The sequence below is a fragment of the Ruegeria sp. L12 genome (assembly GCF_056531745.1).
The window spans coordinates 412,535-429,062 of sequence record NZ_JBQFMH010000002.1 but is presented as its reverse complement, the minus strand read 5'-3'; the positions used below and the strand labels follow the sequence as shown (position 1 = coordinate 429,062).

Annotated in this window: 18 protein-coding genes and 1 pseudogene; 14 read left to right on the top strand and 5 right to left on the bottom strand. The window is 58.2% G+C overall.

What is annotated here, in order from left to right; all coding sequences use genetic code 11:
• The first annotated feature begins 116 nt into the window (after positions 1–116).
• The 7 genes from ACR0K9_RS05075 to ACR0K9_RS05045 are packed head-to-tail and all read left to right on the top strand — an operon-like array spanning position 117 to position 7,780.
• The gene (locus ACR0K9_RS05075) at positions 117–1,145 is read left to right on the top strand and encodes a zinc-binding dehydrogenase (RefSeq protein ID WP_480821284.1); all 1,029 of its coding nucleotides are present in this window, start codon (positions 117–119) and stop codon (positions 1,143–1,145) included.
• A 42-nt stretch (positions 1,146–1,187) separates the two neighbouring features.
• Positions 1,188–2,063, top strand: a complete 876-nt coding sequence (locus tag ACR0K9_RS05070) for a branched-chain amino acid ABC transporter permease (RefSeq protein ID WP_480821282.1) — start codon at positions 1,188–1,190, stop codon at positions 2,061–2,063.
• 5 nt (positions 2,064–2,068) lie between these two features.
• On the top strand, positions 2,069–3,166 hold the full coding sequence (locus ACR0K9_RS05065; RefSeq protein ID WP_480821280.1) for a branched-chain amino acid ABC transporter permease: 1,098 nt from the start codon (positions 2,069–2,071) through the stop codon (positions 3,164–3,166).
• Positions 3,163–3,927: an ABC transporter ATP-binding protein gene (locus ACR0K9_RS05060; RefSeq protein ID WP_480821278.1), complete on the top strand. Its 765-nt coding sequence runs from the start codon at positions 3,163–3,165 to the stop codon at positions 3,925–3,927. Before ACR0K9_RS05065 ends, ACR0K9_RS05060 begins: the two co-directional genes overlap by 4 nt.
• Positions 3,924–4,697: an ABC transporter ATP-binding protein gene (locus ACR0K9_RS05055; RefSeq protein WP_480821276.1), complete on the top strand. Its 774-nt coding sequence runs from the start codon at positions 3,924–3,926 to the stop codon at positions 4,695–4,697. Before ACR0K9_RS05060 ends, ACR0K9_RS05055 begins: the two co-directional genes overlap by 4 nt.
• A 5-nt stretch (positions 4,698–4,702) precedes the next feature.
• Complete coding sequence (locus ACR0K9_RS05050; RefSeq protein ID WP_480821274.1) at positions 4,703–6,589, top strand: AMP-dependent synthetase/ligase; 1,887 nt, start codon at positions 4,703–4,705, stop codon at positions 6,587–6,589.
• 30 nt (positions 6,590–6,619) lie between these two features.
• Complete coding sequence (locus ACR0K9_RS05045; protein ID WP_480821271.1) at positions 6,620–7,780, top strand: ABC transporter substrate-binding protein; 1,161 nt, start codon at positions 6,620–6,622, stop codon at positions 7,778–7,780.
• A gap of 70 nt (positions 7,781–7,850) precedes the next feature.
• On the opposite strand, the gene rpsI is transcribed toward ACR0K9_RS05045, so the two are convergent.
• The gene (gene rpsI / locus ACR0K9_RS05040) at positions 7,851–8,336 is read right to left on the bottom strand and encodes a 30S ribosomal protein S9 (RefSeq protein ID WP_480821269.1); all 486 of its coding nucleotides are present in this window, start codon (positions 8,334–8,336) and stop codon (positions 7,851–7,853) included.
• A 6-nt stretch (positions 8,337–8,342) separates the two neighbouring features.
• Entirely contained in the window at positions 8,343–8,801 is a 459-nt protein-coding gene (gene rplM, locus ACR0K9_RS05035; protein WP_298383233.1) for a 50S ribosomal protein L13, read from the bottom strand.
• 239 nt (positions 8,802–9,040) lie between these two features.
• On the opposite strand from rplM, the gene ACR0K9_RS05030 reads away from it, so the two are divergent.
• On the top strand, positions 9,041–9,406 hold the full coding sequence (locus tag ACR0K9_RS05030) for a nuclear transport factor 2 family protein (RefSeq protein WP_480821267.1): 366 nt from the start codon (positions 9,041–9,043) through the stop codon (positions 9,404–9,406).
• A gap of 5 nt (positions 9,407–9,411) precedes the next feature.
• On the opposite strand, the gene ACR0K9_RS05025 is transcribed toward ACR0K9_RS05030, so the two are convergent.
• Positions 9,412–10,815, bottom strand: coding sequence for an aminotransferase-like domain-containing protein (locus ACR0K9_RS05025; protein ID WP_480821265.1), 1,404 nt, complete (start codon positions 10,813–10,815; stop codon positions 9,412–9,414).
• 99 nt (positions 10,816–10,914) lie between these two features.
• On the opposite strand from ACR0K9_RS05025, the gene ACR0K9_RS05020 reads away from it, so the two are divergent.
• Positions 10,915–11,142 (top strand): DUF1127 domain-containing protein, encoded by a 228-nt coding sequence (locus tag ACR0K9_RS05020; protein WP_480532433.1) that lies wholly within the window; start codon positions 10,915–10,917, stop codon positions 11,140–11,142.
• Positions 11,143–11,202: 60 nt separating this feature from the next.
• On the opposite strand, the gene ACR0K9_RS05015 is transcribed toward ACR0K9_RS05020, so the two are convergent.
• The gene (locus tag ACR0K9_RS05015; protein WP_480532435.1) at positions 11,203–11,646 is read right to left on the bottom strand and encodes a PaaI family thioesterase; all 444 of its coding nucleotides are present in this window, start codon (positions 11,644–11,646) and stop codon (positions 11,203–11,205) included.
• 49 nt (positions 11,647–11,695) lie between these two features.
• On the opposite strand from ACR0K9_RS05015, the pseudogene ACR0K9_RS05010 reads away from it, so the two are divergent.
• From ACR0K9_RS05010 to gluQRS, 4 genes and pseudogenes are all read left to right on the top strand, one after another.
• Positions 11,696–12,490, top strand: a pseudogene (locus ACR0K9_RS05010) (enoyl-CoA hydratase); the annotation flags it as partial.
• A 242-nt stretch (positions 12,491–12,732) separates the two neighbouring features.
• The gene (gene trmFO / locus ACR0K9_RS05005; protein ID WP_480821263.1) at positions 12,733–14,073 is read left to right on the top strand and encodes a methylenetetrahydrofolate--tRNA-(uracil(54)-C(5))-methyltransferase (FADH(2)-oxidizing) TrmFO; all 1,341 of its coding nucleotides are present in this window, start codon (positions 12,733–12,735) and stop codon (positions 14,071–14,073) included.
• 38 nt (positions 14,074–14,111) lie between these two features.
• Positions 14,112–14,726 carry a class I SAM-dependent DNA methyltransferase gene (locus ACR0K9_RS05000; protein WP_480821261.1) on the top strand — a complete coding sequence of 205 codons (615 nt, stop codon included), beginning with the start codon at positions 14,112–14,114 and terminating at the stop codon, positions 14,724–14,726.
• Positions 14,723–15,568 (top strand): tRNA glutamyl-Q(34) synthetase GluQRS, encoded by an 846-nt coding sequence (gluQRS, locus tag ACR0K9_RS04995; RefSeq protein ID WP_480821259.1) that lies wholly within the window; start codon positions 14,723–14,725, stop codon positions 15,566–15,568. Before ACR0K9_RS05000 ends, gluQRS begins: the two co-directional genes overlap by 4 nt.
• 55 nt (positions 15,569–15,623) lie before the next feature.
• On the opposite strand, the gene hisI is transcribed toward gluQRS, so the two are convergent.
• Positions 15,624–16,013, bottom strand: coding sequence for a phosphoribosyl-AMP cyclohydrolase (gene hisI / locus ACR0K9_RS04990; RefSeq protein ID WP_480821257.1), 390 nt, complete (start codon positions 16,011–16,013; stop codon positions 15,624–15,626).
• Between the two features lie 48 nt (positions 16,014–16,061).
• On the opposite strand from hisI, the gene ACR0K9_RS04985 reads away from it, so the two are divergent.
• Positions 16,062–16,514 (top strand): iron-sulfur cluster assembly scaffold protein, encoded by a 453-nt coding sequence (locus ACR0K9_RS04985; RefSeq protein ID WP_480821255.1) that lies wholly within the window; start codon positions 16,062–16,064, stop codon positions 16,512–16,514.
• Positions 16,515–16,528 lie beyond the last annotated feature (14 nt).

Here is a 16,528-nt window from a genome sequence, read left to right as displayed (position 1 = left end):
AGCTGGCGGATTGACCTTGATGCTTTATTTTGCTTGCCTTGAGTTGAAAGCTGTACGGAATTTCCCCGCTTAAACAGAGGCTTCCGCAGCCCAAAACAGCGATAAAGGATTGCAACATGACAGCCCTGCCCGAGACTATGTTCGCCGTTGTTCAAACGCATGAAGGATATTCGGGCAGCGCCTCTGGCCCGACTTTGGCAGACGCCTCAGACTGGCTGGCCGAAGCGGAAATCCCTATCCCCACACCGGGACCCGGACAGGTTCTGATCCGGTTGCGCTCCGCATCGGTCAACCCCTCCGACATCCACTTTATCAAAGGCGAATATGGCCAGCCGCGTGTCAAAGGCGCCGCCGCCGGGTTCGAAGGCTGCGGCGATGTCGTTGCAACAGGCAGCGGGGCCGAAGCGCTGCAGGGTCAGCGCGTGGCCTTTGTCGCTGCGGGCTCGGGCGCGTGGGCTGAATATGTGGTGACGCAAGCGCTGATGTGTATCCCTTTGCGGCCCGATATCTCGGACGAGGATGGTGCGGCGCAGATCGTGAACCCGCTGACCGCAATGGCGATGGTGGATATTGCCCGCAACGCCGGAGAGGCCTTTGTCATCTCTGCCGCCACCAGCCAGTTGGGCAAGCTTATGTGCAGTCTGGGGCGTGATCTTGGTTTGAAGCCGATCGCACTAGTGCGTCGGGCGGAGGCTGTAGACACGTTGAAAGAGCTTGGGGCTGCCGAGGTTCTGGTGACCGGCGACCCGGAGATTTCTGACAGGTTCAACAAGATCAGTTCGGCCCTGAAGCCTCGGGTCTTTCTGGATGCCGTGGCCGATCAACTTTCTGAGCAGATTTTCTGCGTCATGCCAAACGGTGCGCGCTGGGTGTGTTACGGCAAGCTCAGCACCGAGCTGCCGAAGCTGACTCAGATGGGACAGTTGATCTTCATGAGCAAGCGGATCGAGGGGTTCTGGCTGACCCGCTGGATGATGGATACGCCCCCTGCCGATCAGATGCGGGTTGTCGGTGAAGTGCAAGCCCGGTTCGCGGATGGCCGCTGGCACACGGATGTCTCTGCCCGGCTTTCCCTGCGGGAGGTGCTGCCAAAACTCGCGGACGCGCTGAAAAAGAGTGACGGCAAGGTGATTATCGCGCCATAGTAGATCAAAGCGCCGGACAAAACCGGCTGAGGGAGGGTGAGATTGGATAACGCACAGCTGCTGATCAGCGGGCTGGCGAATGGCTGCGTCTACGGCCTGATCGCACTCGGCTTTGTTCTGATCTACAAAGCGACCGAGGCGGTGAATTTCGCGCAGGGCGATTTCATGATGCTGGGTGCGTTTGTTAGCATCGGCCTGACCAACACCGAGTATATGGGCCTGCCCTTCTGGCTGGCGCTGCCGATCTCGCTGGGGATCATGGGGGTGTTGGGGTATCTGGTCGACCGACTGATCATCCGCCGCCTGTTTGGCGAAAGCCAGACCGCTGTGGTGATCCTGACCATCGCTTTGGGTTTTGTGATCCGTTTTGCCGCCGGGCTGATCTGGGGGCATGAACCGCAGACTTTGCAGAACCCACTGGCTGGGAAAGAGGTTCGCTTTGGTGGTCTCGTGCTGGGGATGGAGGATGTGGCCGTCATCGTCGTGACCGTCCTGCTGACCTGGGGTCTTTACGTGTTTTTCAGTAAAACCAAGCTGGGACTTGCCATGCAGGGCGCGTCTCAGAACCAGTTGGCGGCTTATTACATGGGTATACCTGTCAAGCGAGTGCAGGGTTTCATCTGGGCACTTGCTGGCGTGGTCGCCGGGATTGCCGGAATATTATTCGCCGCCAAGGGCTCGGTTGATCCCACGACGGGATTGCTGGGGATCAAAGCCTTCGCGGCGGCCGTGATCGGAGGGTTCGGCAGCCTGCCCGGCGCCTTGGCCGGAGGGCTGATCGTCGGCGTCATTGAACCCTTTGCCAGCCGCTACATTGCAGCCGGATACAGCCAGATTGCACCTTACGCGTTGTTGCTGGCGGTTCTGATCTTCCGACCACATGGCCTGTTCAGTCAGGTGCGGGTCAAAAAGGTCTGATCGCCATGCGGATCGTGTTCAAAACCAACTATATGCAGGACATACGCCCCTGGAAGGATGGCTATCAGCTCAGCCTCTACATGGCTCTGCTGACTATCGTGGCCGCCGCGCCTTGGTGGCTGGACGATTTCTATTTAGGGGAACTGACCAATGTCCTGATCTGGGCCATTGCGGGGCTGGGTCTGATGATCCTGACCGGTCATACCGGACAGGCCAGCCTGGGCCATGCCGCCTTTCTGGCGGTCGGGTGCTATGCCAATGTCATCCTGATCGAAGCAGGCGTGCCCTTCTTGCTGGCTTTCCCGCTGGCGGGGCTGTTGACAGGCATCGTCGGAGCAACGGTCGCCATCCCGGCCTTGCGCCTGCACGGCATCTATCTGGCGATCTTCACGCTGGCCTTGTCTGTTCTGATGGACGACATCATCGTTCTGGCCGAACCCGTTACCGGAGGTGTCGCGGGCAAATATCTGGGCGGTGTCGAAATATTCGGCCATCTGGTGGATCGCTGGTCCACGCCGGATCAGTTCTTCTGGCTGGTTCTGGCGGTCGCCGTCATTGTGACGCTGGGCTATATCAATCTGCTGCGCGCACCGCTGGGCCGCAGCTTTATTGCCGTGCGCGATTCCGAGGTTTCGGCGCAGGCAATGGGCGTGGATATCGCGCGCACCAAGACGATCTCGTTTGCCTTGTCCTGTGCAGTCACCGGGCTGTCAGGCGCGCTGATGGGGATGTTTGCCGGAGCTTTCAACAACGAGACCTTCAGTGTCGTAATCTCGATCCAGTTGCTGATGATGATCGTGATCGGCGGGTTGGGCTCGATCCATGGCGCGTTTCTGGGCGCGATCGTGATCGGCTTCCTGCCGCAATTCCTGTCGATCTCAAAGGAATATGCCGCAGCCCTGTTCGGTGGCAATACGGTCGCCATCCCGGGGCTGGAATTCGGCATCTTCGGAATGATCCTGATTGCTTTCATCCTGTTCGAACCGATGGGACTGTATGGCCGCTGGCTGAAAATCCGCACATGGTTCGAGCTGTTCCCGTTCTACCGCAAGGACATGTTCAAACGGCAGAAATCCTATCTCAAGACGGAGCGTCTGAGATGAGTTTGCTGGAGTTCGAAAACGTCACCCTGAAATTCGGCGGGCTGACCGCGGTGGATGATCTGTCATTCAATGTCCAGGAGGGTGAGGTATTCGCCATTGTCGGCCCGAATGGCGCGGGCAAGTCCACCGTCTTCAATCTGATCTCGCGTTTCTACGATCCCTTTGCCGGGACCATCCGGTTCGATGGGCATGATCTGCTGCGCGTCAAACCGTCAGCTGTTGCAGCCTATGGCGTTGCAAGGACGTTTCAGAACATCGAATTGTTCGAACACGCGACCGTTCTGCAGAACCTTCTGGTGGGGCGTCATCGTCATCGCAGAACCAATCTGATCTCGGAAATCCTGTTCACGCCATCCGCGTGCAGGCAAGAGATCGAAAATCGCGAAAAAGTCGAGGAGATCATCGATTTTCTCGACCTTCAGGCGTTCCGCGACAAGATGATCTCGGGCCTGCCATATGGTGTGCGCAAGGTGGTCGAGGTCGCCCGCGCGCTGGCCACCGATCCGAAACTGCTGCTGCTGGACGAACCCGCATCGGGCCTGTCGGTGGAAGAGACCACCGATATGCGCTGGTGGATCGACGACATCCGGCGGCAGATGGGAATCACGGTTCTGATGGTGGAACATGACATGGGGCTGGTCTCGGGCGTATCCGACCGGGTTCTGGCAATGGCCGATGGCGCGAAGCTGGCGCTGGGAACCCCGGCAGAGGTGCAGTCGCATCCGGCAGTGGTCGAGGCATATCTGGGCAAAGCCTCATGAGCCAGCCAATCCTAAGCATCCGCAATATCGAAAGCTTCTACGGCCCCATCATGGCCATTCGCGGCGTGTCGCTGGATGTGCATCCGGGTCAGATCGTCTCGATCCTCGGGGCAAATGGCGCGGGCAAGACAACGCTGATGAAAACCGTCTCGGGCGTGATGGACCCCGAGAAAGGAACGATCACTTTTGACGGGCAACAGGTTCAAGGGTCTGAGCCGCATATGGTTGTGCAAAAGGGCATCGTCCATGTGCCCGAGGGGCGCGAGGTATTCCCGCTGCTGACCGTCGATGAGAACCTGAGCCTCGGGGCCTATACTCTGTCCGATAAAGGCCAGATCGATCATGACCGGGAATTGGTCTTCTCATATTTTCCGGTGTTGAAGGAACGTCGCTCGCAAGAGGCCGGAACCCTGTCTGGTGGGCAACAGCAGATGCTGGCGATCGGGCGCGGGTTGATGGCCAGCCCGCGGATCATGCTGCTGGACGAGCCGTCTCTGGGTCTGTCCCCTCTGCTGGTGCAGGAGATTTTTGGCATCCTAAAGCGCCTCAATGATGAACAGAACATGACGATGATGCTGGTCGAACAGAACGCCAATGCCGCGCTGGAACTCGCCCATCATGGCTATGTGATGGAGATCGGGCGGATCGTCATGGACGGAGCCGCCGATGTGCTGCTGCAATCCGAAGACATCCAGAATTTCTATCTTGGTATTCAGGAAGAAGGCGCGCGGGAAAACCGCCGCTGGAAACGCAAGAAGACGTGGAGGTGAGCCGGATGGACGCAAGCCCCCTTCCCCCACAGACCGTCATCCACGGCGTTCAGTTCAACGCAACGCCGGGTCAGCGCCCCCTTCGCGTTGATGGCTGCGTCACGATTTGCGAGCTGTTCCAGAAACGCTGTGCCGCGCTGGGGTCGCGCACCGCGCATCGCGAGAAGGATTTCGGCATCTGGAAATCCTATTCCTGGGCCGATTACTGGCAATACGCCAAATGGATCGGGCTGGCGCTGCGCAAACTGGGGCTGAAGCGCGGTGAGGTCGTCTCGATCCTGTCCGAGGACCGCAAGGAATGGGCGTGGTTCGATATGGGCATCCAATGTGTCGGGGGGATCGCCTCGGGCGTCTACACCACGGATTCAGCCAGCCAGTTGAAGTATCTGGTCAATGACAGCGGCAGCCGCTTTCTGATCGTTGAAGACGAAGAGCAGTTGGACAAGTTCCTTGAGGTCGAAGCAGACCTGCCAGATCTGCTCATGGTCATTATCCTTGAGGACGAAGGCCTGCACGATCTCGATCATCCGCGCTGCATGATGGTTGGGGACCTGTACGCTTTGGGGCAGCAGGCCGAGGCCGATGATCCTGGCGCATTCGAGGCGGAAATCGCCTTGGCCATGCCGCAAGACACTGCCCTGCTCATCTATACCTCCGGCACCACCGGCAACCCCAAAGGCGCGATGCTGAGCCATGAAAACATCATGGCTGCGATCGAGGCCGGAGCGCACTCCCTGCCGTCGCTGGCAACCGATGAGCAGCTGTGTTTCCTGCCGCTTTGCCATATTCTCGAACGCGATGTTTCGATCTATTACCCGTTGGCGACGAAAAGCACCGTGAATTTCGCGGAAAGCCCCGAAACGGTGTTCGCGAACCTGCAAGAGGTCTCTCCCGCCACTTTCACCGCCGTCCCGCGCGTGTGGGAAAAGATTTACTCGCAGGTCATGTTCATGGCGAAAGAGGCAACGCCGACCGGGCGTTTCGCCTTTGCGCAGGCGCTCAGGGCAGGTATGGCGCGAGCCGAGTATATCCTTGCAGGCAAACCCGTTCCCGCGATGGTGGGGCTGCGGTTCTGGATCTGGGATCGGTTTGTCCTGCGTAACCTGCGCCGCATGCTTGGATTGGACCGGATGCGGCGCGGCGGTTCGGGCGCTGCGCCAATCTCACCTGATTTGCTGCGGTGGTACTGGGCGATTGGTGTGCCCATTGTCGAAGGGTTCGGGATGACCGAAACCGCAGGCATCGCCGCGCTGAACACGCTTGAGGCCAACAGGATCGGTACCATCGGCAAGCCGGTTCCGGGCAACGACATTCGCATCTCGGAGGACGGAGAGATTCAGGTCAAAGGTCTGAACGTCTTTCAGGGTTACTGGCGCAACAATGCCAAAACCGCCGAAAGCTTTACCTGCGACGGCTGGCTGCGCACCGGGGACATGGGGCATATCGACGAGGATGGCTTTGTCACCATTACGGGCCGCCTCAAAGACATCATCATCACCGCTGGCGGTAAGAACATCACGCCCGCAGAGATCGAAAGCGGGTTGAAGTTCAGCCAGTTCATATCGGATGCCGTGATCATCGGGGATAGGCGCAAGTATCTGACCGCGCTGATCATGATCGATCAGGAAAACGTCGAGAAATTCGCGCAGGAGCGTAAGATTCCATTCTCGAATTTCGCATCCCTTTGTGCGGCACCGGAGGTAACCGATCTGATCGGAGCGGAAATCAAGGCCGTAAACAACGAGTTTGCGCGGGTGGAACAGATCAAGGATTTCCGCCTGATCGACGTGCTGCTGACCGCTGAGGATGAGGAACTGACCGCGACGATGAAGCTGAAACGTGGTCTGGTGGAAAAGAAACACGCACATCTCATTGAAGATATGTACAATTAGTTAAGGGGCGACCCAATAGGGAGGAGAAATATGAAACAATTGATTAAGGGGCTTGCCGCAGCCACGGCAGTGACCGCATCCGCCACGATGGGCTGGGCACAAACGCAGGGCGTGACAGATGATGAGATCGTCATCGGTTCGGTGAATGACCTCAGCGGTATCTTCGCCGCCGTGGGCGTGCCAGCCACCAAGGGTGCGAATGTGGTCTTCGACCGTGTCAACGCCGAGGGCGGCGTTCATGGGCGCAAGATTCGTTTTGTGGTCGAGGATAACGGCTATCAGATGCCGCGCGCGATGCAGGGCTATAACAAGTTGCTGAACCGCGACAAGGTGTTCGCGATGCTGCAATCGCTGGGTACGCCGATGAATGTCGCCGGTTTCAAGCTGCTGGATCCGAAGGGAATTCCCAACGTCGCCCCCCTGACCGCCGCGCGGCAAATGCTGCAAGAGCCGATGAAGAACAAGTTCACCTCATTCTCGACCTATTACGATCAGGCGCGGATCGGGGTGAAGTATCTGAACGCTGAGTTCGGATCGCAAACCGTCTGCACCATGTACCTGCCCACCGATTTCGGCGAGGAAATCCTTGAAGGCAGCAAAGCCGGAGCCGATGAGGCCGGCATCACCTTTGGCGCAGAGACCACCCACAAGCCGGACGAGACGGATTTCGTAGGCTCGCTGAGCAAGCTTAAAGAGGAAGGCTGCGATATCGTCACGATGGCGCTCGGTGTGCGTCAGGCAATCACCGTTGTCGGAACGGCGAAGAAGATGGGCCTGACCGACATGAAGTTTCTCGGAACTTCGGCCAGTTTCCTGACCGTTGTGGCACAGGTTCCGGGTGGCGTGACGGATGGTTTCTACGCAGCCGCATCATGGCTGGACCTGTGGGCGCGCGCGGAAGAGCCTGCCCCGGCGGCGTTTATCGCGGAATACAAAGAGGCTACGGGCGAGGACCCGGTCGGTTTCTCGATGCTAGGCTATTCTGCCGCCGAGATGATGGTCAAAGCGCTGGAGGCGGCGGGGCCTGACCTGACCCATGACAGCTTTATCGCCGCGATGGAGTCGCTGGACTATATGGATGAGCTGGTCGGCAACCAGATCACCTATGGGCCCGACGACCATCAGGGGGCTGATACCGTCTTTGTCAGCGTTGTCGAAAACGGCGCGTGGAAGCTGGTTTACGAAGAATAAACGTTTCGACCCGCAAAATGAAAAAGGGCTCGCAGTTGCGAGCCCTTTGTTTTTCGTATTCCGCAGCGAATTAACGCTTCGAGAACTGGAACGAACGGCGCGCTTTGCGCTTACCGTATTTCTTACGTTCCACAACGCGGCTGTCGCGGGTCAGGAAGCCAGCGGCTTTCAGAGCGCCACGCAGCGACGGATCGTACAGTTGCAGCGCTTTCGAGATGCCGTGCTTGACCGCACCGGCCTGACCGGTCAGGCCACCGCCTTTGACGGTTGCGACAACGTCGAATTCGCCTTCCACACCAGCAACCTGGAACGGCTGGCGCAGGATCAGCTGCAGAACGGGACGAGCGAAATACTTGTCCTGATCTTTGTCGTTCACGGTGACCTTGCCGGAGCCCGGCTTGATCCAAACGCGGGCAACAGCGTCTTTACGCTTGCCGGTTGCGTAGGAGCGGCCCAGCTCGTCACGTACGGGTTCACGCACGATGACTTCTTCGGCCACGGTTTCAACGCCTGCGACGGCGCTCAGCTCTTCGAGAGTATTGATCTGATCAGCCATCGGTCATTAGCTCCGGGTGTTTTTCTTGTTCATGGACTTGACGTCCAGAACTTCGGGCGCTTGCGCCTCGTGAGGATGCTCGGCACCGGCGTAAACGCGCAGGTTGGTCATCTGCTGACGTGCCAGACGGTTGCCCGGCAGCATGCGCTTGACCGCCTGGGTCACGACGCGCTCGGGGTATTTACCTTCGAGGATCTGCTGCTTGGTGCGCGACTTGATGCCGCCCGGGTGGCCAGTGTGCCAGTAGAAGTTCTCTTCACGCTTCTTGCCGGTCATCTGGATTTTGTCAGCGTTGATCACGATGACGTTGTCGCCCATATCCATGTTCGGGGTGAACGACGCTTTGTGCTTGCCACGCAGGCGCATGGCGACGATCGAGGCAAGACGGCCCAGAACCACGCCCTCGGCGTCGATCAGGATCCATTTCTTGTCGATGTCTGCAGGTGTTGCAGAAAAGGTTTTCATGGCAGGATAGTCCTGTTTGATGTGAAAGACCGCCCCAAGACAGAGCGGCCCGAATTCGATGGAGGGGGTTTAGACCCACTCGCACTGCAGGTCAACACACGCAAGTCAGATTATATATAGCAATAACAGTGTCTTATAAATTAGGTATTATTTTACCCCATTAAAATGACCGATATGCCCGACCCTGAGAAGCTTATGTGCAAATTACAGTTCGAATTCATTCAAAGCCGGAGGCGACCATGCAGGAATTGAAGCAGGTCATCGCCGCATATGGTGCGGCATGGCAGGAGACTGACCCGGAACAGCGGCTGAAGTTGCTTACGCGCTGTTTCGCCGAGACCGGACACTATGTCGACCCGACCGCAGAGGTGTCCGGCAGAAATCAGTTCTCAACCCATATCGGAGCGGTGCTGAAGGACACGCAAGGCCGTGTTGAGATCACCAGCGAACCTACCTCGCACCACGGCGTCGTACACTTTACCTGGCATATGGTTGCGCCGGACGGAACGATCATGGTGAGCGGACACGACTTCATTCGGCTGGGTGCAGATGGAAAGATCGCGCAACTGGCCGGGTTCTTTGGTGATCCAGCCCCGCTGGGTTAATGCCATCAGACGCTGATCTGTTCTGGTGGATTGTCCAGCAACGATCGCAGCCGCAGCATTGCGTCTTCGAATTTGGACAATGAAACATGCCCGTTCACGGCGATGCGCACGGCGTTTGGCGCGCGGCCATCGCGCAGGGCGAACTCGTCGGCTGAACGCAGTTGAATCCCTTCCCGCTCAGCCGCGCGGCTGAAGGCGGCAGATCGCCAGCCCGACGGCAGGTTTAGCCAGAGGAAAGGGATATCCCGGTCCCAGTTCAATTCGAACCCTCCCAGAGCGTTTACGGCGACGCGCACGTACTCTCCCATCTTCGACCGGACGTCTGTGGTCAGTTGCCGTGCTGATGGGTGACTCAGCAGCAGGCGTGTCAGTTCTGCCAGCGGCTGAGCGAGTCCGAAATAGCCATATTCCGCAGACCTGCGCAGATCGACACTGCGTTCCTTCGGTGCAATGGCAAAGCCCACGCGCAGCGCGGGCGTCAGTGTTTTTGAGATCGAAGAGACATGCCAGCCCCTTTCGGGAGCCAGCGCACGATAGCTGGGCGCGCGGGCATCGCCCATGCGATAACAATCATCCTCGATGATCTGCAGATCGTGCTTGCGCGCGATCTCGACCACTTCCTTGCGACGCTCCAGCGGAGAGTGCCCTCCGGTCGGGTTCTGAACTTCGGGCGAGACACAAATCGCCTGAGCCTGAGTCTGTCTGAGAATATGATCGAGCGCTTCGGGGCTGATCCCCCATTTATCCATCTTTACGCCGATTACATCTGCACGCATCAACTCTCCGGCCCGGCGGAATCCTGCATAAGACAGGTCCTCGACCAGAACCACAGGCTTGGCGCCGCTAAGGACGGTCTGAAACACGACACACAACCCGCTCTGACCGCCATGCGTCAGTACAATGTCATCTGCCGTGACCGCCCCAAGCGGCAGGTCGGACAGCCAATCCACTACGGCCTGTCGAACCGGTTTATAAGCGTCGCGAGTCGGGTAATTCATGAACATGCGTGGATCGCCCTGCGCGACTTTGGACAGACATTCGCGGATCAAGGCCACCTGCCCGACGTCCGGCAATCGCGGGCTGAACAGGCTGACATTGGCATCATATTTGTCGTCGCGCAGATGCAATTGGCGCGACCAGACATCATCCAGAATGGGCGCGCGCGGAGGGGCCACGAATGTACCACGCCCGACCTCGGCTTGTAGCAAACCCTCATCCGTCAGAATCGTATACGCACGCGCGACCGTTCCGGGGGTGATCTTCAGGCGATACGCAAGTTCCCGCACGGGTGGCAGTTTCTTACCAACCTCTAAGGTCTTACTTTCTATGGCTTTACGGATTGTGTCAGCAACCAGCGTATACTTTGGCCCCTTGGATTTCGGTAACGCTTCCGGCCAAATTGTATCCATTACAATTCTTCCTTTGATTTTGACACAATGCTGAATGTATCAAAACATCATACCGAGCATTTCTAATTTGTGTCAATACAATTTGAAAGGATACCCAAGATGACACGCGCAATGCACAACCCCGCCCTCATGCTGCTGAACGACAGTCCCCGGCTGCCGCTGATCGCTGCGCTGGCCGTGCGGTTTGCGGCGTCGGTCACACAATGGGAACAACGCCGCCGCAGCCGTATAAATCTGGGCAAGCTGGATGACAGGCTGTTGCAGGATGTCGGTCTGACCCGCCTTCAGGCGGACACTGAATCCAGCCGCTATTTCTGGATGAGATAAGCCATCCCCAGTCCCATTTCATGGGACCTCTTCCTGGCCGGGGTCTGACCCCGGCCTTTTTTATCCGAAGGCCGCCGCAGCGGAGCCTGCAGGTGGGATAGAATAGGTCATGCTGGCGCGCGCCACCGGTTTGTCGGACCCTTCCGAATACATCAGCACATCACCCACGGCCAATGTCCGACCGAGTTTCAGCAACCGGCATTTTGCAACCATATCCCTGCCGCCCTCGGGTTTGCGCAGAAAATCCATCGAACTGCTTGTGGTGACCGCCAGCGATTGCCGCCCCTTGCTGGCCAGAACCATTGCATAGACAGACACATCCGCCAGACCGAACATGGACGGCCCGGAAACCGTACCGCCGGGGCGCAGGTGTCGATCCTCGACCCGTAGGCGCATGGTGATTGTGGTCTCGGTCAAATCCTCAACCACGAAATCCTCATGAACCTGCGGGAACACCTGAGCCAGATATGCGGCCAGTTCTTCTTTGTTTAACGCTAACGACATGCTTCCCCTCATCGCCCTGCCCCCATAGAATTGGCCCAACAGCCAGCAGGAGGGCAAGATGGCAATTCTGGAACGTAACGACACAGGCGCCATTGCGCGGCTTCAAATGAACGCGCCAGAGCGTCTGAACGCACTCAGCGACGAGATGCTGGCCGCCCTGCAGGCAGAACTGGACGCCTTGCGTAACGACAAATCGATTCGCGTGGTGATCCTGTCCGGCGCGGGCAAGGCATTTTGCGCCGGCCACGATCTGAAACAGATGACTCAGGGTCGGCAGGCGCCGGATGGCGGGCTTGGCTATTTCCAGGACCTGTTCGATCGCTGTGCGAAGATGATGATGTCCATTCAGTCCCTGCCCCAACCGGTCATTGCACAGGCCCATGGCATCGCCACTGCAGCCGGGTGCCAGTTGGTCGCCACCTGCGATCTTGCCGTTGCGGCCGAAGGCACGAGGTTTGGCGTCAATGGTGTGAATATCGGCCTGTTCTGCTCAACCCCTATGGTAGCACTCAGCCGGAACATCCCGCGCAAACAGGCGTTCGAGATGCTGACGACGGGTGATTTCATCAGCGCCGAGCGTGCGGCTGAATTGGGTCTGATCAACCGGATTGTGCCCACAGATCAACTGGAACAGGAAACGGATGCTTTGGCTGAAAAACTGGCGGCCAAACTCGGCGCAGCCGTAAAGATCGGAAAAGAGGCGTTTTATCAACAGCTTCCAATGCCCACGGACCAGGCCTACGCCCATACCGCCGCGGTAATGGCACAGAATATGATGTATCGCGACACTGAGGAAGGCATATCCGCATTTATCGAAAAACGTCCGCCAGATTGGCAGCAGTAACGCGATTATTATATGCATTTTTACCTACTGTTCGCATTTTTGCACTTTTCAAAAGGGCAACACTGTGGCAATGCTGGGTCAAGGCTGAGGCCTGGATACACTTTTGGGTCGCCGTGGGCGGAAGGTCCCTCCAAGCTGGTTTCTCTCACCGGCGTTGACATTCCCGCAGCGGCGACCCCAAGACTCCCCTAAGAAAATCCCCCATATTGCGCAGCGCTTCGGTGTGCCCTATGTGGCAGTCCATGACAGACAGATTGCATATCGTGGGCGGCGGCATGGCCGGGTCCGAAGCCGCATGGCAAGCGGCAGAGATGGGTGTGGATGTGGTAATCCACGAAATGCGCCCTCAGGTTGGGACGTTTGCGCACCAGTCCGGCAATCTGGCCGAGATGGTGTGCTCGAACTCGTTCCGCTCGGACGATGATGAACAGAACGCCGTGGGCTTGCTGCATTGGGAAATGCGTGCCGCCGACGGGCTGATCATGACTACCGCCGATGCCCACCGTCTGCCCGCTGGCGGCGCGCTGGCGGTGGACCGTGATCCATTTGCCGAGACGGTGACGGCCAAGTTGAAGGCGCATCCGCGCGTTTCGGTCACCGGTGAAGAGGTCACCTCGCTGCCTGCTGACGGGCACTGGATTTTCGCCACCGGCCCCCTGACCTCCCCCGCGTTGGGCGATGCCATTCGGACGGAAACCGGGGCCGAGTCGCTGGCCTTCTTCGATGCAATCGCGCCCATCGTTTATGCAGACAGCATCGACATGAGCCGGGCCTGGATGCAGTCCCGTTACGACAAGGGCGAGACCGAAGAAGAACGGACTGCCTATCTGAACTGCCCCATGGACCGCGATCAGTATGAGGCGTTCATCGATGCGCTGCTGGCGGCTGACAAGACTGAATTCCACGAGGGCGAAACCGCCGGGTATTTCGACGGCTGTCTGCCCATCGAGGTCATGGCAGAACGCGGGCGCGAAACGCTGCGGCATGGTCCGATGAAGCCGGTCGGCCTGACCAACCGGCATCAGCCGGAGGTAAAGCCTTATGCCGTGGTGCAACTGCGCCGGGATAACGCGCTGGGCACGCTGTTCAACATCGTGGGATTTCAAACCAAGATGAAGTATGGCGCGCAAACCGATGTTTTTCGTATGATTCCTGGCTTGGAAAACGCCAGTTTTGCGCGGCTTGGTGGCATTCATCGCAATACATTCATCAACTCTCCGACTTTGCTTGATGAACAGATGCGACTGAAGTCGCGGCCCCATATCCGTTTTGCCGGTCAGATCACCGGGGTGGAAGGATATGTGGAAAGCGCCGCGATGGGTCTGCTGGCCGGTCGCCTTGCTGCAGCTGAAATCCAGGGGCGCACCTTGCCCGAGGTCCCGCAAGACAGCGCCATGGGCGCGTTGATCCATCACATCACCGGTGGAGCGGAGGCAAAGACCTTCCAGCCCATGAACGTGAATTTCGGGCTGTTCCGCCCGGTCGACGGTCTGAAAGGCGGCCGTCGGGGTCGCAAGGATCGTTACAAAGCCTATACGGACCGCGCAAAATCGGCCTGGTCCGAGTGGCTAACGCATTGCTGACTGGACGTTGTGTTCCCAAAGCGCCTAACATGTAGGCCATGGGCGATAAGTTTCTGAAAGACACATATGACCTGAGTTCTGCTCGGGAAACCCGCAATCACTATCAAAAATGGGCTGAATCTTATGACGACGAGGTGGGTGAGCAAGGCTATGTCACCCCCGATCGCGTTGCGGCGGCGCTGAAATCCTATATGCCCGATGATCAGGTTCCGATCCTGGATTACGGTTGCGGCACCGGGCTGTCGGGCGTTGCACTGCACAAGGCGGGGTTTCGTGTCATTGACGGGATGGACCCAACGCCGAAGATGCTGGAACAGGCGGCGGCCAAAGGTGTTTACCGCCACCTCATTGGTTTCGAAGTTTCCGATCCCAGGCCGATTGAGGCAGGCGCATATACCGCGATCACGGCAATCGGAGTCATCGGATCAGGCGCGGCACCACCAGAAACGTTCGATCTCCTCATGAACGCCTTGCCCCGCAACGGATATCTGGCGTTTTCATTCAACGACTATACTCTTGCGGATCGAGCGTATACCACGCGGTTGAATGATTGGCTGGATATGGGGCACGGGCGGCTGTTGTTTCGCGAATACGGCCCCCATCTTCCGGGCATAGACATGAAATCTGACGTCTACGTTGTTGAAAAAGCTTGACCTTTATCACCCGTTTTGCCCCGTCTCCGACTGGCCCCCTGCATCTGGGGCACGCCTATTCCGCGCTTTTGGCACAGGATATGGCTATGGCCGAAAACGGACAGTTTCTGCTGCGGATTGAGGATATCGACCAATCCCGATCCCGCCCGAAATGGGAAAACCAGATCTATGAGGATCTAACATGGCTTGGCTTGCGCTGGCCGCAGCCTGTCATGCGGCAATCGGACAGGCTTCCGCACTATCGCAAGGCGTTGGAAGCGTTGGCGAACAAAGGGCTAGTCTACCCTTGTTCCTGCAAGCGGGCTGATATCGAGGCCGCTGCTGGTGCTCCCCAGGAAGGCGTACCTCAGTTCGGTCCAGATGGTCGCATATACCCCGGCACTTGCCGTCAGAGAAATCTGTCAGATGCAGGTCAAGATGATGTGCTAAGGCTCGACATGCACAATGCGCTTCAAGTTGCTGATATTACTTCATTTCAGGAATCCGGAACAACATTTTCGGGCACCCACCGCCTGTGTCCTGATCACCTTATCCGCGCGGTGGGCGACATAATCCTCGTGCGCCGGAATATGGGCAGTTCCTACCACCTGTCCGTCGTTGTCGACGATGCGGATCAGAACATAACCCATGTCGTGCGCGGCGAGGATCTGTTCGAAGCGACGCAGATCCATGTCCTGCTGCAGAGCCTGCTCGGCCTTCCGACGCCAACCTATCATCACCATCGCCTGATCCGCGATCAGGACGGCAAACGCCTCGCCAAACGAGACGACGCACGCGCCGTCGCGCTTTACCGAGAGCAAGGCGCCACGCCCAACGAGATTCGAAAACTGATCGGGCTCTGACCCCGCTTCATCTTTTTCCAAATACTCTCGCCGAAGGCATGCCGCCCAGCGGCATTCATTCCATGGGCGACATCAACTCAACCTCAGCCCCGTCACGTACTGCGGTATAGAAACAGCTGCGCCGATTAGTGTGACAGGCCGGCCCGGTTTGTCGCACCACCACCAGCAGACAGTCCCGGTCACAATCGACACGAAAATCCACCAGTTCCTGCACATGCCCCGAGCTTTCGCCTTTGACCCAGAACGCCTGTCGCGACCGTGACCAATAGGTTACCCGACCGGTCTCTAACGTGCGTTTGACTGATTCCGCGCTCATCCAGGCCATCATCAGCACCTCGCCGGAGCCTTCGTCCTGCGCGATTGCGGGTACCAGACCTGCCTGATTATACTTGAGCGTCGACGGATCGAACGAGACAGTTTGTGTCATCGCAAAAACCTTTTGCATCCCGGAACATGGCCACTATGTATGGGGAACAGTCAACGAGGGAAAGCCATGAGCGGCGAAACCGATCTGATCAAGCTCTATTCCGGGCGCATTCTCGCGCTTGCTGCCGATATCCCTCATCTGGAACGGCTGGATAACCCGGATGCGACCGTGAAAAAACGCGCGCCGCTTTGTGGGTCGACGGTGACTGTGGATGTACAGGTCGAAGATGGGCGGATTTCTGCGTTCGGGCAGGATGTGAAAGCCTGCGCTCTGGGTCAGGCTTCAGCCTCGGTGGTTGGAAGCGCTGTGATCGGCGCGACACGGGCGCAGGTCGAAACCGCGCGCGATCAGCTTTCAGCGATGCTGAAGAAGGGCGGCCCTGCCCCTGACGCCCCGTTTGACGGGCTTGAGGTGCTGATGCCAGCGCGCGATTACAAGAACCGCCATGCGTCGATCCTGCTGGCGCTGGAAGCGACTGCCGAGGCGATGGAACAGGCAGAACAGGCAAACTGCGCCTGAACGTAGTAAATTCC

What these genes read in the sequence shown, in the direction of transcription:
- ACR0K9_RS05075 (WP_480821284.1), top strand. Translation starts at nt 117, where the DNA reads ATGACAGCCCTGCCCGAGACTATGTTCGCCGTTGTTCAAACGCATGAA.
- ACR0K9_RS05065 (WP_480821280.1), top strand. Translation starts at nt 2,069, where the DNA reads ATGCGGATCGTGTTCAAAACCAACTATATGCAGGACATACGCCCCTGG.
- ACR0K9_RS05060 (WP_480821278.1), top strand. Translation starts at nt 3,163, where the DNA reads ATGAGTTTGCTGGAGTTCGAAAACGTCACCCTGAAATTCGGCGGGCTG.
- ACR0K9_RS05055 (WP_480821276.1), top strand. Translation starts at nt 3,924, where the DNA reads ATGAGCCAGCCAATCCTAAGCATCCGCAATATCGAAAGCTTCTACGGC.
- ACR0K9_RS05050 (WP_480821274.1), top strand. Translation starts at nt 4,703, where the DNA reads ATGGACGCAAGCCCCCTTCCCCCACAGACCGTCATCCACGGCGTTCAG.
- ACR0K9_RS05045 (WP_480821271.1), top strand. Translation starts at nt 6,620, where the DNA reads ATGAAACAATTGATTAAGGGGCTTGCCGCAGCCACGGCAGTGACCGCA.
- rpsI (WP_480821269.1), bottom strand. Translation starts at nt 8,336, where the DNA reads ATGGCTGATCAGATCAATACTCTCGAAGAGCTGAGCGCCGTCGCAGGC.
- rplM (WP_298383233.1), bottom strand. Translation starts at nt 8,801, where the DNA reads ATGAAAACCTTTTCTGCAACACCTGCAGACATCGACAAGAAATGGATC.
- ACR0K9_RS05030 (WP_480821267.1), top strand. Translation starts at nt 9,041, where the DNA reads ATGCAGGAATTGAAGCAGGTCATCGCCGCATATGGTGCGGCATGGCAG.
- ACR0K9_RS05025 (WP_480821265.1), bottom strand. Translation starts at nt 10,815, where the DNA reads ATGGATACAATTTGGCCGGAAGCGTTACCGAAATCCAAGGGGCCAAAG.
- ACR0K9_RS05020 (WP_480532433.1), top strand. Translation starts at nt 10,915, where the DNA reads ATGACACGCGCAATGCACAACCCCGCCCTCATGCTGCTGAACGACAGT.
- ACR0K9_RS05015 (WP_480532435.1), bottom strand. Translation starts at nt 11,646, where the DNA reads ATGTCGTTAGCGTTAAACAAAGAAGAACTGGCCGCATATCTGGCTCAG.
- trmFO (WP_480821263.1), top strand. Translation starts at nt 12,733, where the DNA reads ATGACAGACAGATTGCATATCGTGGGCGGCGGCATGGCCGGGTCCGAA.
- ACR0K9_RS05000 (WP_480821261.1), top strand. Translation starts at nt 14,112, where the DNA reads ATGGGCGATAAGTTTCTGAAAGACACATATGACCTGAGTTCTGCTCGG.
- hisI (WP_480821257.1), bottom strand. Translation starts at nt 16,013, where the DNA reads ATGCAAAAGGTTTTTGCGATGACACAAACTGTCTCGTTCGATCCGTCG.
- ACR0K9_RS04985 (WP_480821255.1), top strand. Translation starts at nt 16,062, where the DNA reads ATGAGCGGCGAAACCGATCTGATCAAGCTCTATTCCGGGCGCATTCTC.